The sequence below is a fragment of the Micromonospora sp. SCSIO 07396 genome, assembly GCF_053667945.1.
The window spans coordinates 7,250,173-7,263,983 of the sequence record NZ_CM132210.1 but is presented as its reverse complement, the minus strand read 5'-3'; the positions used below and the strand labels follow the sequence as shown (position 1 = coordinate 7,263,983).

General features: G+C 74.6%; 9 protein-coding genes and 1 pseudogene. 3 read left to right on the top strand and 7 right to left on the bottom strand.

Annotated features, from left to right (window positions below):
* Positions 1 to 22: 22 nt before the first annotated feature.
* Both ACWCHM_RS31970 and ACWCHM_RS31965 read right to left on the bottom strand, forming a co-directional pair.
* Positions 23 to 1,538: pseudogene (locus tag ACWCHM_RS31970) on the bottom strand (PrsW family intramembrane metalloprotease).
* A gap of 32 nt (positions 1,539 to 1,570) precedes the next feature.
* Positions 1,571 to 2,830 carry an FUSC family protein gene (locus tag ACWCHM_RS31965; RefSeq protein ID WP_454223237.1) on the bottom strand — a complete coding sequence of 420 codons (1,260 nt, stop codon included), beginning with the start codon at positions 2,828 to 2,830 and terminating at the stop codon, positions 1,571 to 1,573.
* A 58-nt stretch (positions 2,831 to 2,888) separates the two neighbouring features.
* Between ACWCHM_RS31965 and ACWCHM_RS31960 the strand changes: the two genes are divergently transcribed.
* A complete protein-coding gene (locus tag ACWCHM_RS31960; RefSeq protein WP_454221090.1) occupies positions 2,889 to 3,524 on the top strand; it encodes an HD domain-containing protein in 636 nt (211 codons plus the stop codon).
* Positions 3,525 to 3,568: 44 nt separating this feature from the next.
* On the opposite strand, the gene ACWCHM_RS31955 is transcribed toward ACWCHM_RS31960, so the two are convergent.
* Positions 3,569 to 3,862 carry a DUF4031 domain-containing protein gene (locus ACWCHM_RS31955; protein WP_454221089.1) on the bottom strand — a complete coding sequence of 98 codons (294 nt, stop codon included), beginning with the start codon at positions 3,860 to 3,862 and terminating at the stop codon, positions 3,569 to 3,571.
* Between the two features lie 35 nt (positions 3,863 to 3,897).
* Here ACWCHM_RS31955 and ACWCHM_RS31950 point away from each other — a divergent pair, with 35 nt between their 5' ends.
* On the top strand, positions 3,898 to 5,298 hold the full coding sequence (locus tag ACWCHM_RS31950; protein WP_454221088.1) for an FAD-binding oxidoreductase: 1,401 nt from the start codon (positions 3,898 to 3,900) through the stop codon (positions 5,296 to 5,298).
* Positions 5,299 to 5,313: 15 nt separating this feature from the next.
* On the opposite strand, the gene ACWCHM_RS31945 is transcribed toward ACWCHM_RS31950, so the two are convergent.
* Both ACWCHM_RS31945 and ACWCHM_RS31940 read right to left on the bottom strand, forming a co-directional pair.
* Complete coding sequence (locus tag ACWCHM_RS31945; protein WP_281902497.1) at positions 5,314 to 5,808, bottom strand: hypothetical protein; 495 nt, start codon at positions 5,806 to 5,808, stop codon at positions 5,314 to 5,316.
* Positions 5,809 to 5,881: 73 nt separating this feature from the next.
* Positions 5,882 to 7,723, bottom strand: coding sequence for a glycerol-3-phosphate dehydrogenase/oxidase (locus ACWCHM_RS31940; protein WP_372445935.1), 1,842 nt, complete (start codon positions 7,721 to 7,723; stop codon positions 5,882 to 5,884).
* A gap of 465 nt (positions 7,724 to 8,188) precedes the next feature.
* On the opposite strand from ACWCHM_RS31940, the gene ACWCHM_RS31935 reads away from it, so the two are divergent.
* Entirely contained in the window at positions 8,189 to 10,711 is a 2,523-nt protein-coding gene (locus tag ACWCHM_RS31935) for a S8 family serine peptidase (protein ID WP_454221087.1), read from the top strand.
* Between the two features lie 111 nt (positions 10,712 to 10,822).
* Here the strand turns inward: ACWCHM_RS31935 and groL are convergent, their stop codons facing one another.
* Positions 10,823 to 12,445 (bottom strand): chaperonin GroEL, encoded by a 1,623-nt coding sequence (groL, locus tag ACWCHM_RS31930; RefSeq protein WP_204957553.1) that lies wholly within the window; start codon positions 12,443 to 12,445, stop codon positions 10,823 to 10,825.
* A 279-nt stretch (positions 12,446 to 12,724) separates the two neighbouring features.
* Positions 12,725 to 13,453 (bottom strand): hypothetical protein, encoded by a 729-nt coding sequence (locus ACWCHM_RS31925; RefSeq protein ID WP_454221086.1) that lies wholly within the window; start codon positions 13,451 to 13,453, stop codon positions 12,725 to 12,727.
* Between the last annotated feature and the right edge of the window lie 358 nt (positions 13,454 to 13,811).

Here is a 13,811-nt window from a genome sequence, read left to right as displayed (position 1 = left end):
GGTCAGCGCCCGACCGGGCCGGTCAGCGTCCGCCGCCGGGCGGCCAGGGGGCGGCCGGGCGGGGGCCGTACCAGCCGGGCGGGCCGTAGCCGGCCGGGTACGCCGGGGGCGGCGGCGGGGCCAGCACCACCGGGATCGGCACCACCGGCGAGTCCGGGGCATCGACCACCCGCTGCGTGCCGTCGGGGAACCGCAGGTGGTAGCGCTGCCCGTCCCAGACCCCCACCGGCGTCTGCGGGTCCCGGCCGACGAAGAACGACCGGTACGCCGCGATCGTCTCCAGCAGCTGCCGTTCCTCCCGCAGGGTGTTCTCCCGCTCCGCCGGTTTGCGGTCCAGACCGCGCCGCATCCCGTCGCGCAGCAGCGCCAGCCGGGTCGCGGCGAACTGGTAACCACGCATCGCACGCAGCCCCGCGTCCCCGCCGACCCGCCGGGCCCAGGTCCGGGCGGCGTGCCGTCGGCCCAGGCTGCCCAGGGCGGCCACCTCGGGCGGGCTCAACCAGCCCGCCCGCACGTAGTCGGGCAGGGTCCGCTCGGTGAGCCGCCCCTCCCAGGCGCGCAGCCAGACCGCGAAGCCGACCATGCCGAAGAAGATCGGCACCATCACCGCGACCATCCCGTAGAAGAAGATCACCGCCTGGCCGGTGGCCTGGACCAGCGTCGGGATCAGGTTCCAGGTGCCGTGCAGCATCATCGCCAGCAGCAGGCCGGCGACCGGGGCGAGCACCCGGACCCGCCGGTCAGCGGTGCGCGCGGCGATGCCCAGCCCCACCCCGGTCATCGAGGTGAACAGCGGGTGGGCGAAGCCGAAGAAGAGGATCCGGGAGATGAAGATGACGATGACGTTGCGGACACCGGTGGCCGGCCCCCACTGGTCGACGCCCGAGGCGTACCCGAGGCCACCCAGGTAGAGGATGTTCTCCACCATGGCGAACCCGACGGCGGACAGCCCGCAGTAAACCAGGCCGTCGGTGATCCCGGACCACTCCTTGCGCCGGAAGATCAGCAGCAGGATCGGGCCGAGCGCCTTGGTCAGCTCCTCGATGAACGGGGCCACCAGCACCCCGGTCAGCGACGACGAGACCCCCCAGTCCTTGAACAGGGCGGCGAAGGTGTTGTTGACGGTCAGCGACGCGGCGGTCGAGACGAACGCGCCCCAGGCGAAGCAGAAGATCAGGTACTTCAGCGGTTCGGGTTCGTACCTGTCGAGCCAGAGGAAGCAGGCGACCAGGACGGGCACCGGCAGGATCGCCGCGGTCACCCCGACCAGCAGCGCGTCCAGACCCAGGTTGGAGCCGAGCGTGTAGAGCATGTAGACCGCGCAGGCCGCGATCAGCAGCACCACCCCGGCCAGCACCAGGACCCGCCGCCAGCCGAGCCGGCGCAGCGGCATCCGGGGCGCGGCGGCGTCCGGCGACGGTACGGCGGGCGCGGGCGTCAGCGGGGGCCCGCCGGGCGGGGTGTCGGCCATGTGGATCAGCGTAGTCATCCCCGGCCCGTTCGGCCGGGCTCTCCCGGTGCGCGACGGCACGGTCCACGGCCGGGGCGACCCGGGGGCGGCGCGGTCGGGTCAGCCCAGCGGCGGCGCGGTCGGGGGTTTCGGGGCGGCGTGCTGCTCCGCCGGGCCGCCGCCCGGTTTGTCCTTGTCGCCGAACGCCTGCCGGACCAGCCGGTTGGCGTCCTCCTGCTCGATGCCCGAGGCGACCAGCAGGTCACTGGCGGTCGTACGCACCTGGGCGATCACCACACTGCCGGAGAACCCGACCCCCTGGTCGTACGCCCGGCCGGCCTCGCTGACCGCGCGCAGCGACCGTTCCCGGGCCCGTTCCGGCTCGTCCCCGGCGGCGAACTCGTGGCGCAGCAGGCGGACCGACTCGGCCAGGTGGACCACCGCGTCGGGCATCGGCTCCGGAACCGGCTCGTCGTCCTCGATCATGGTGACCGCGCGCCGGATCAGGGTGCCGCTGTTGCGCATCGCCCGGTCGATCGGGTCGGCCGCCTCGGCGTAGTGGGTCAGTTCGCTGCGCCGGTGCCAGCGGGCCGGGGAGAGCGTGCTGGTCTCCTTCGCCCCCTCGATGGCCTCGGTGAAGGTGGCCAGTTCCTCCTTGTTCTCGCGGAGCCGGTCCAGCGCCCGCTGGGCGGCGCCCCGGTCCCGGTCACGCAACGCCTGGGCGCAGACGTCGAGCTGGTCGGCGAGCAGGTCCAGCGCCGGCCGGGCCGCCCGGTTGATCACCCGCAGCGGGTTGAGCGGCAGCAGGATCGCGGTGACCAGCAGGGCGATGCCGCCGCCGACGAACGCGTCGACGAACCGGGGCAGCTCCAGATCCTCGGTGGACGGGCTCAGCGTGACGATCAGCACGGCGGTCGCGGCGGCCTGGATCACCACCGCGACGCTGGCCCCGAAGAAGGTGGTGAGCACGATGGCCGCGGTCACCACCAGCCCGAGCTGCCAGCCTCCGGTGCCCAGGAAGTAGATCAGCACGTCGCCGAGGAACACCCCGACCGCCACCCCGACGATCAGCTCCACGGTCCGGCGCAGCCGCTGGCCGACCGAGGCGGCCAGGGTGCCGACCGCCGAGATCGGCGCGAAGACCGGTTGCGGGTTGCCCAGCAGGTGGTGCGACACGATCCAGGCCAGCGCGGCGGCCAGCCCCGCCTGCACGGCCAGGCCCATCGCCAGGTGCACCTGGTGCAGCCGGTCGCGCAGGGTGGCCCGGCCCCGGTGGCGCAGGTAGGCCACCGCCTCGGCGATCCGCGCGGTGTCGACGTCGTCCCCGGCGTCACGCAGCCCGGTCCGATGCAACAGTGACGGTCGTCGGTCCCGGGCCAGCGCCATGGCGGGGACTACCCGCGCCACACCGGTTCATCCCTGCGGCAGAATCGTCCGGGTGACCGAGCTGATCGACAGGTGGGTGGCGGCGGCGCTCGCCGCCGGGGCCGCCGCCGGGCCGGCGCTCACCGCCGCCGGGGTCGACCTGCTCAACCGCTGGCGGGAGCCGCACCGGCGCTACCACACGGAGCACCACCTGCGGGCGGTGCTCGACCTGGTCGACCGGCACGCCGACCTGGCCGACCGGCCGGAACGGGTCGCGCTCGCCGCCTGGACGCACGACGCCGTCTACGACCCGCGCGCCGCCGCCGACGCCAACGAACGGGCCAGCGCAGAACTGGCCGGCGGCCTGCTCACCGGGCTGGGGGTGCCGGCCGGCACGGTGGCCGAGGTCCGCCGGCTGGTGCTGCTCACCGCCGGGCACCGCACCGCGCCCGGCGACCGTGACGGCGCGTTGCTCTGCGACGCCGACCTGGCCGTCCTGGCCACACCCCCCGAGGTGTACGACGGGTACGCCGCCGCGATCCGCGCCGAGTACGCGCACGTGCCCGAGGCGGACTTCCGTGCCGGCCGGGCCCGGGTGCTCGACGGGCTGCTCGCCCTGCCGACCCTGTTCCGGCTGCCCCCGCTGGCCGCCCGGTGGGAGACACCGGCCCGCGCCAACCTCCGCCGCGAGCTGACGTCCCTGCGCTGACCTGCCGGCCGACCGTCGACACCCCGGGTGCGGGCCGACCGGCATCAGCGGCGGGCGAGGTCCCCGGGCAGGCCGGGGCGGTTGAGGTGTTTGGGGCGGCGCAGGCCGGCGGCGTACAGCAGGCGGACGATCTCCCGGCTGGGCACCACCCGGGCACCGAGCCACACCGCCACGGCGAACCGGTCGGCGGGGATGTCGTAGTGGTCCCGGTCGAATCCGCGCCGGGGCACCCCGAGCATCTCGGCGAACACGTGCAGCTCCGCCGGGGAGACGTCGCTGATCAGGTGCGACCAGAGCCGACCGCGCCACGGCCAGGCGGGCCGGTCCAGGTACAGCATGGCGGCCAATCTAGCCGCCGGTTAGCCTCGGCCGCATGGCTGGCTCCCTCCTCCTCGACGACCTGCGGGCGGCCCTCGGCGACGAGGCCGTCCTCACCGATCCGGACCTGCTCCGGCTGCACCGGCGCGACGAGGCGGACCTCTGCGCCGCCGGCACGCCGCTGGTGGTCGTCCGCCCCCGGGACACGGCACAGGTGGTGGCGGTGGTCCGGGCGGCGGCCCGGCACGGCGTACCGGTGGTGCCGCAGGGGGCGCGGACCGGGCTGGCCGGCGCGGCGAACGCGGTGGACGGCGCGGTGGTGGTGAGCACCGTCGCGATGACCGTGATCCGGGAGATCGACCCGGTGGCCCGGATCGCCGTGGTGCAGCCGGGCGTGGTGAACGCCACGCTGGCCCGCGCGGTGCGGGAGCAGGGCCTGTACTACCCGCCCGACCCGGGTTCCTGGGAGTCCTCCACCATCGGCGGCAACGTCTCCACCAACGCCGGCGGGATGTGCTGCGTCAAGTACGGGGTGACCACCGAGTACGTCCTCGGGCTGGAGGTGGTGCTCGCCTCCGGCGAGGTGCTGCGCACCGGCCGGCGTACCGCCAAGGGCGTGGCCGGGTACGACCTGACCCGGCTCTTCGTCGGCGCGGAGGGCACCCTCGGCGTGATCACCGAGGTCACCGTGGCGCTACGGCCCGCGCCGGAGGAGTCGCTGACCATGGTGGCGGTCTTCGACTCGACCGCCGGGGCGGGTACGGCGGTGGCCGGGATCGCCGCGCAGGGCCTCACCCCGAGCCTGCTGGAACTGCTGGACCGGACGCACCTGCGGGCGATCGAGGCGTACCGGCCGATGGGGTTGCGGACCGATGCGCAGGCGCTGCTGCTCGCCGCCGCCGACACCGGCCCCCGGGCGGCGGACGACCTGGCCCGGATCGCCGGGGTCTGCACGGCGGCCGGCGCGCAGGAGGTCTACGCGGCGACCGACGCGGTGGAGGCGGCGGCGCTGCTCCAGGCCCGCCGGCTGGCCCACCCGGCGATGGAGAAGTTCGCCGTCGACACCTACCCGGACGGCAACGGCGGCCTGATCATCGACGACGTGGCGGTGCCCCGGGGGGCGCTCGCCACGCTGCTGGACGGGGTGGCCCGGATCGCCACCGAGTGCGGGGTGCCGATCGGGGTGGTCGGTCACGCCGGTGACGGCAACCTGCACCCGAACATCGTGGTGGACCGGGCCGACCCGGCGAGCCTGGAGCGGGGCCGGCGGGCCTTCGACGAGATCATCCGGCTCGGGCTGGAACTCGGTGGCACCTGCACCGGCGAGCACGGCGTCGGGCTGCTCAAGCGGGACTGGCTGGCCCGGGAGATCGGCCCGGTCGGCGTCCGGGTGCACCAGGCGATCAAGGCGGCGCTCGACCCGGCGGGGCTGTTCAACCCGGGCAAGGTGCTCTGAGCGGGCCGGGCCGGCTCAGCGGGTCGGCTCGGCCGGGGTGGCCTGGGTGAGCAGGAGCAGGATCTCGCCGGCCACCGCCGGGCGTTCCTCACCCGGGCAGTCCTGCGAGGTGATCAGACCAGCCGTGGTGAGCAGGCTGGACGTCAACGCGTCGATGCAGGTCGCCCGGTACCGGCGGGCCTGGTCGGTCTCCTGGGCCAGCCGCGGGTCGGCCAGCAGCCGGTGCAACCGCTGCACCTGTTCCGGGTCCAGCGAACCGGCCGAGGTGACCCCGTCGCCGGCGCAGTCGGCGCACTCCCACCGGCCGTCCGGCTCGACGGTCAGCGAGCGTAGTGGACCGTCCTCGCCGAGCTTCTGCATCAGGCTGACCCGGGTCGCCCCCGGCGCTGTCGTGCCGCCCCGACCCTCCGCCGTGGACCCGCCCTGCCGGTCGACCAGCGCGCAGCCGGTCAGGGTGACCGTCATGACGGCGGGGACGAGGAACGCGCGTGACCACTGAGGGGGAACCACGGGCCGGAACCTATCCCACCCCGCTGCCATCGGGAACCGGCCGACCGGCCCCGCACCGCCGCCCCGGGTCCGGTCAGCGCGACGATGTCGGCAGGTGCAGCGGGCCGTCCTCCACCCCGTCGGCACCCCGGTCGGCCGCGAAACCCCGCACGTCGGGGGCACCGAGGCGGGCCGCGTCGGCGGTCGCATCGTCCGGCATGAGCTGCGACTCCCGCTCGGCCTCGACCCGGGCCCGGTAGTGCGCGATCTCCCGCTCCCGGGTGGCCGCGTCCCAGCCGAGCACCGCCCCCATCAGCTCCGCCGTGTGCCCGGCCGAGTCGAGACCCCGGTGGGTCGTCTCGAAGGAGATCCGGGTACGCCGGGTCAGCACGTCCTCCAGGTGCAGCGCCCCCTCGGAGCGGGTGGCGTAGGTCACCTCGGCGGCCAGGTACTCGGGTGCGCCGGCCAGCGGCGAGGCGAGCAGCGGATCGGCGGCGATCAGCGCCAGCACCTCCAGGGTGAGCGTGCCGTACCGCTCCAGCAGGTGTTCGACCACCCCGACGGGCACCCCGTGCCGGCGGGCCAGGTCGGCCCGGTCCCGCCACATCGCGGCGTAGCCGTCGGCGCCGAGCAGCGGCAGGTCGGCGGTGCGCGAGGGGCGTACGCCGCCGAGCCGGTGGGCGGCCCGGTCGACCACGTCGGCGGCCATCACCCGGTAGGTCGTGTACTTGCCGCCGGCCACCAGCAGCAGTCCGAGCATCGGCTCGAAGACGGCGTGTTCCCGGGAGAGCTTGGAGGTGGAGTCGGCCTCACCGGCGAGCAGCGGACGCAGCCCGGCGTAGACGCCCTCGATGTCGGCGCTGGACAGCGGCCGGTCCAGCACCAGGTTGACCTGGTCGAGCAGGTACTGGATGTCGCGGGCGGAGGCGGCCGGGTGGGAGCGGTCGAGCCGCCAGTCGGTGTCGGTGGTGCCGATGATCCAGTGCCCGCCCCAGGGGATGACGAAGAGCACACTGGTCGCGGTGCGCACGATCAGCCCGGTCTCGCCGGTGATCGCCGAGCGGGGCACCACCAGGTGCACCCCCTTGGAGGCCCGGACCCGCACCCCGGGGCGCAGCCCGACGTCGTTGAGCATCCGGGACATGTCGTCGCTCCACACGCCGGTGGCGGCGATGACGGTACGGGCGCGTACCTCGAACTCGGCGTCCGGGGAGCCGGGGGGCGCCTCCAGGTCACGGACCCGGACCCCGGTGACCTCGCGGGCCTGCCGCACCAGCCCGACGGCGCGGGCGCTGCTCACCACGGTCGCGCCGAGGCTGGCGGCGGTGCGGGCCAGGGTCACCACCAGCCGGGCGTCGTCGACCTGCCCGTCGTAGTAGCGGATCGCCCCGGCCAGCGCGTCGGCCCGCAGGCTGGGGAAGACCCGGCGGGCGCCCTCACGGGTCAGGTGCCGGTGCAGCGGCATCCCCCGGCCGGTGCCGAACAGCCCGGCGAAAGCGTCGTAGGCGGCCACCCCGGCCCCGTAGTAGGAGCGGCGGAACAGCCGGGCCGGCAGGTCGCGCAGCCCCCGCCCGGCGGGGAGCGGGATCAGGAACGGGACCGGCCGGACCAGGTGCGGGGCGAGCCGGGTGGCGAGCAACCCCCGCTCGGTCAGCGCCTCGTGGACCAGGTGGAACTCCAACTGTTCCAGGTAGCGCAGGCCGCCGTGGATCAGTTTGCTGGACCGGCTGGAGGTGCCGGCGGCGAAGTCGCGGGCCTCGACCAGGGCGACCTTGAGCCCCCGGGAGGCGGCGTCGAGCGCGGCCCCGGCCCCGGTCGCCCCACCTCCGATGACCAGTACGTCGAACCGCTCGGCCCGGAGCCGGCGCAGGTCGGCGGCGCGGCGCTGCGGGGAGAGTTGACCGGCGGCGGATCGGGTCACATTGGGGTCACGCACCCGTCCACCGTAACCCGCCGGGTCCCGCCCGCAGCAGGCCCGGAACCGGCCAGATTCCCCGCCGCCCACCTGGTTACGCTGAGCAACACCCACCCGGATCGGCTAGATTACGCTCCGCAATCAGCTTCCCGTCGACTCCCTCCGCCTCGCACACCGCCCCCCCCACTGCCGCGACCAGCCCGATCGCCGCATCTCCCGCCCAGACTCCACCTCCCTCCCTCGGCCCCTTTGCTCTGCTGCTCTCCACGCGACGCGCACTTTCAGTGACCGGTGCGTCCAGGGCAGCAGAGCAAAGGATCCGCAAGGTAGCGTCCACACCCCACCTTCCGTCACTTTCCGTGACCACGGGACGGAGTCGGCGACCGGGGAGAACGACGGAACGCGGGAGGTGGAAGCAGCGGCGGGCGGGACCGGCGTCGGACCGGCACCGCCGACGGACGGCGCCGTACGTCGTACTGTTTCCGGATGTTGGCCGACACACCACCTCCGCCGGGCTACGGCTTCCCGCCGAGCGCCGCCGCCCGTCCGTCGAGCCCGTGGCCGGTGGTGGCCGCCGCCCTCGCCGGCGGCTGGACGGTCACCCTCGCCGTGCTGCTCCAGGCGGTCGGCTGGTCGGTCGAGCAGTTGCAGGTGGCCGCGGGCTGGGACCGGCAGGCGTGGCTCTGGCCGGCGCTCAGCCTGGCCACCGCCCTGCTGGTCAGCCTGCCCGCGCTGCTGCTGGCCCTGCTCCCCCGCTCCCCCCGGGTCCGGGTCACCGGCCGGGTCTGGCTCGCCGCCGCGCTCGCCCTGGTCGCCCTCGGGTCGCTGCGGGCACTGCCGCAGGTCCACCACGAGGCGTACCTGGCCGCGCTGGCCACGACGGCGACGCTGCTCGCGCTGCTGGCCGCCCGGCTGCCCGCCCCGGCCCAGCCGGCCGCCGCCATGCCCGCCCCGACCACCGCCCCCGAGGGCACCGACCCCACGCACGGGCCCGCCACACCCGCCGACCGTCACCGGCAGCGCAGCCAGCAGACCGACCACGGTCGCGGACCGGGTGGCGGGGTCGGCCGGCCGCAGGCGGTCACCCTGCTGGCGGTCGCCGCCGGGCTGGCGCTGCTGCTGCCGTGGGTCCGGTTCGGCGCGCTGGGCGGCCTGCTGGAGACGGTGCTCGCCGCGCTCGCCGCGACGGCGGTCGGTCTGCTCGCCGGAGCACTGCTCGACGACCGGTTCTGGGCCCCCTTCACCGGTGACGGGCCACCCCGGGCCGCCCGTACCGTGCTGGTCGGCGGCCTGGTCGCCGGCGTGGTCCTGTTGCTGGTCGGCGCGGGCACCGGCCACTCCGGCGTCCAACTTCCCGCGCTGCTCTTCGTCCCGCCCGTCGGGTTCGCGCTGGGCGCGTGCCAGGTGGCGGCCCGGCGGGCCGGCCGGCCCGCCGGTTCGGCACCGGTGCGCTGGCTGGTCGGCCTGGCGGTGTTCGGCCCGCTGGCGCTCACCGACCCGGAGGAGATCTCGGTCCTGCTGGCCACCACCCGCGACGTCCCGTACTGGGTCATGGTCGCCTCGGGCGTCGGGTTCGCCGTCGCGGTCCTGCTGGCCTTCGGGTACGGGGTGCTGCTCGCCCGGCCACGCGGGCGCGCGCCGCGCCGGCTGGTCGCCGCGTCGGGCGCGGCCGTCCTGCTGCTCACCGTCGGGGTGGTCGACGTGGCCGCCGGCCAGCCCGGCCTGTACGGCGAACGGCTGCTGGTGGTACTCCGCGAGCAGGCTGACCTCTCCGACATCCCCGCCGGCCCGCCCGGCCGGGCGGGCCGGGAGGCGCGGACCGCCGAGGTGTACCGCAGGCTCGTCGCCACCGCCGAGCGCACCCAGGGCGGGCTGCGCCGGGACCTGAACCGGCTGGGCCTCGACCCCACGCCGTACTACCTGGTCAACGCGATCGAAACCGACGGCGGGCCGGCGGTGCGGGCCTGGCTGTCCGGCCGCCCCGAGGTGGCCCGGGTGCTGGTCAGCCAGCGGCTCCGCCCGTTGCCCGCACCCGCCCCGGTCAGTCGGGGCGACCAGCCGGCACCGACCGGGCCGGAGTGGAACCTGCGGATGATCGGGGCCGACCGGGTCTGGTCGGAGCTGTCCGTCACCGGCTCCGGGGTGGTGGTCGGCAGCTCGGACTCCGGGGTCGACGGCACCCACCCGGCGCTGGCCGCCGGTTTCCGGGGCGGCGACGACTCCTGGTACGACCCGTGGAACCACACCCGCTCCCCCGCCGACTCCGGCGGCCACGGCACCCACACCGCCGGCAGCGCCGTGGGGCGGGACGGCATCGGGGTGGCGCCCGGCGCGCAGTGGGTGGGCTGCGTCAACCTGGATCGCAACCTGGGCAGCCCGGCGCACTACCTGGACTGTCTCCAGTTCATGCTGGCACCGTTCCCGGTCGGCGGTGACCCCTTCACCGACGGACGCCCGGCGCGCGCCCCGGACGTGCTGACCAACTCGTGGGGGTGCCCACCGGTGGAGGGCTGCGATCCGGGGGCGCTGCGTCCGGCGACCGCCGCCCTGGAGGCGGCGGGCATCCTGGTGGTGGCTGCCGCCGGGAACACCGGCCCGGACTGCGGGTCGATCGTCGACCCGCCGGCCCCGTATGCGGACGTGCTGACGGTGGGGGCGGTGAACCGGGACCGGGTGGTCGCCGAGTTCTCCAGCCGGGGTCCCGTCGCGGGTGGGGTGGTCAAGCCGGATCTGGTCGCCCCGGGGGAGGGCATCAGGTCCGCGATGCCCGGCGGCGGCTACGCCACGCTGGACGGCACCTCGATGGCCACCCCGCAGGTGGCGGGCGTGGTGGCGCTGATGTGGTCGGCGAATCCGGCGCTGGTCGGGGATCTCGCGCGGACCCGGAACATCCTGCGGGACACGGCGCAGCCGGCCGGGCCCGCCGACCTCAGCTGCGGCCCGGTGACGGCGTCGAGCGGGGCCGGGCTGGTCGACGCGTACGCGGCGGTGCGGGCCGCCCGCCGCTGATCGCTCCCGTCACCGGGGTGGGCCGGCACGGGCCGTGGTGGGTACGGGCCGTGGACACGGAACGGGGCGGACCGCTCGCGCGGCCCGCCCCGTTCGGGGTTGGAACTGGACTCAGAAGTCCATGTCCCCGCCACCCGGGCCAGCCGGGGCGGCCGGGGTCTTCTCCGGCTTGTCCGCCACGACGGCCTCGGTGGTGAGGAAGAGCGCCGCGATCGACGAGGCGTTCTGCAGCGCCGACCGGGTCACCTTGGCCGGGTCGATGATGCCCGCGGCCAGCAGGTCGACGTACTCACCGCTGGCGGCGTTGAGGCCGTGCCCGGCGTCCAGGTTGCGGACGCGCTCGACGACGACGCCACCCTCCAGGCCGGCGTTGACGGCGATCTGCCGCAGCGGGGCGTCCAGCGCGATCTTGACGATCTGCGCGCCGGTGGCCTCGTCGCCGGTCAGGTCCAGCTTGTCGAAGGCGGTCTTGCCGGCCTGCACCAGCGCGACGCCACCACCCGGGACGATGCCCTCCTCGACGGCGGCCTTCGCGTTGCGGACGGCGTCCTCGATGCGGTGCTTGCGCTCCTTGAGCTCGACCTCGGTGGCCGCGCCGACCTTGATCACCGCGACGCCACCGGCCAGCTTGGCCAGCCGCTCCTGCAGCTTCTCGCGGTCGTAGTCGGAGTCGCTCTTGTCGATCTCGGCCCGGATCTGGTTGACCCGGCCCTGGATCTGGTCGGCGTCGCCGGCACCGTCGACGATGGTGGTCTCGTCCTTGGTCACCACGACCTTGCGGGCGCGGCCCAGCATGTCGAGGCCGACGGCGTCGAGCTTGAGGCCGACCTCCTCGCTGATGACCTGGCCACCGGTGAGGATGGCGATGTCGGCGAGCATGGCCTTGCGGCGGTCACCGAAGCCCGGCGCCTTGACGGCGACCGACTTGAAGGTGCCCCGGACCTTGTTGACGACCAGGGTCGCCAGGGCCTCGCCCTCGATGTCCTCGGCGATGATCAGCAGCGGCTTGCCCGACTGCATGACCTTCTCCAGGATCGGGAGCAGGTCCTTCACCGAGGAGATCTTGCTGTTGACGATCAGGAGGTACGGGTCGTCGAAGACGGCCTCCATACGCTCCGGGTCGGTCATGAAGTACGCGGAGATGTAGCCCTTGTCGAAGCGCATGCCCTCGGTGAGCTCCAGCTCCAGCCCGAAGGTGTTGCTCTCCTCGACGGTGATGACGCCTTCCTTGCCGACCTTGTCCATCGCCTCGGCGATGATCTCGCCGACGGTGCTGTCACCGGCGGAGATGGAGGCGGTGGAGGCGATCTGCTCCTTGGTCTCGACGTCCTTGGCGAGCTTGGACAGCTCCTCCGAGACGCTGGACACGGCAGCCTCGATGCCCCGCTTCAGGGCCATCGGGTTGGCACCGGCGGCCACGTTGCGCAGACCCTCGCGCACCAGGGCCTGGGCCAGGACGGTCGCCGTCGTCGTGCCGTCACCGGCAACGTCGTCGGTCTTCTTGGCGACCTCCTTGACCAGCTCGGCGCCGATCTTCTCGTACGGGTCCTCGAGCTCGATCTCCTTGGCGATGCTCACACCATCGTTGGTGATGGTGGGGGCACCCCACTTCTTCTCGAGCACCACGTTGCGGCCCTTGGGGCCGAGGGTCACCTTCACGGCGTCGGCGAGCTGGTTCATGCCCCGCTCGAGGCCGCGGCGAGCCTCTTCGTCGAACGCGATCATCTTGGCCATACGGCGTTGTCCTCCTGGACACTCACGGGCCACCCGGGTGTTGTGCCCCGGACGGGCCGCCTGGTGTACGCACCTTGGGGACGTCGCCACCTGGCGACGACGACGTCCTCCTCGGTCGGGCCGGACAGCCCGCGACGACCGGCCATGTGCCACGCCGACGCCATCGAGACGCCTGTGTGACCGTGGCCCTACCGCCCCGACCATTGGCACTCATCGTATGCGAGTGCCAATGACTTGTTTAGCACTCTCCCCTGCCGAGTGCAAGCACGATGGGGCCGGTCAGCCGAGTTCCGCCACCAGTCGCGTGACGTTCACCGGCCCCTCCTGCGCCCGCTGCTCGGCGTACGTCACGACGAGTCCGACCAGCTGCACGAGGTAGGCGGGGAGCACCAGCACCGCGCTGACCAGGATCACCGCCACCGCGCCCAGGGCGGTGCCCGGCGCGGTGAACGGGTCGGTGCCGAACGGCACGGTGCCGACCGACTCCACCACCCCGCCGAGCACGCTGCCGAGGAGCACCGCCAGTGCGACCAGCGCCACCCGGCCGAGCACCATGCCCAGCCGGTCGTGGAACATCCGGAACGAGCGGCCGACCGGGTTCTGCCCCTCGAACAGGTAGACCGGGCCGGCCAGGGCAAGGGCGAGGGCCAGGTAGACGCCGGGCAGCAGGCAGAGGCAGAACCCGACGCCGATGAGCACGCCCAGCACCAGCATCCAGCCCCACAGGCCGAGGCAGCGGCGCGCGCCGTAGCGCAGCGCGCCGGGCAGGTCGGCCGGCTGGCCGGCGGCCTGCCGGGTCACCACCCAGGTGCCACCGGCCCAACCGATGCCCTGCACCACCCCGAACGCCAGCGCGACCAGGAACACCGAGACGCCGTAGATCACCAGGTCGCTGAGGTAGTCCTCGGGCAACGAGCCGTCGGCGGGCAGCACGGTCGCGTCGGGTCCCATGCCGAGCGAGAGCAGGGACACCGCCACCGCCGGCACGACCTGGGTCAGCAGCAGCAACGGCAGCAGGGGCCGCCAGCTGCGTCGTACCGCGCCGGCACACCTGCCGAACCACCCCTCCAGGCCGGCGTACGGGGGGTTGACCAGCGGGTCCTCCGGGCCCCACCGGCCGGCGTACGGCGCAGGACCGCCACCCTGGCCGGGGTACGGACCGGCCCCCGGCGGGAGGCTGCCGGCAGGCGGCTGGCCCCAGCCAGGCGGCCCGACCCCGGGCTGACCCCAACCGGGCTGACCCCACCCGGGCTGCCCGGACGGTGCGCCCCAGCCAGGCTGCCCGGAGGGCGTGCCCCAGGCGGGTTGCCCGGAGGGCGTGCCCCAGCCAGGCTGCCCGGGGGACGTGCCCCAGGCGGGTTGCCCG

Excerpts from the sequence above, each read along its gene's own strand:
- ACWCHM_RS31950 (WP_454221088.1), top strand. The coding sequence starts at position 3,898 with ATGGCTGGCTCCCTCCTCCTCGACGACCTGCGGGCGGCCCTCGGCGAC.
- ACWCHM_RS31955 (WP_454221089.1), bottom strand. The coding sequence starts at position 3,862 with ATGCTGTACCTGGACCGGCCCGCCTGGCCGTGGCGCGGTCGGCTCTGG.
- groL (WP_204957553.1), bottom strand. The coding sequence starts at position 12,445 with ATGGCCAAGATGATCGCGTTCGACGAAGAGGCTCGCCGCGGCCTCGAG.
- ACWCHM_RS31935 (WP_454221087.1), top strand. The coding sequence starts at position 8,189 with ATGTTGGCCGACACACCACCTCCGCCGGGCTACGGCTTCCCGCCGAGC.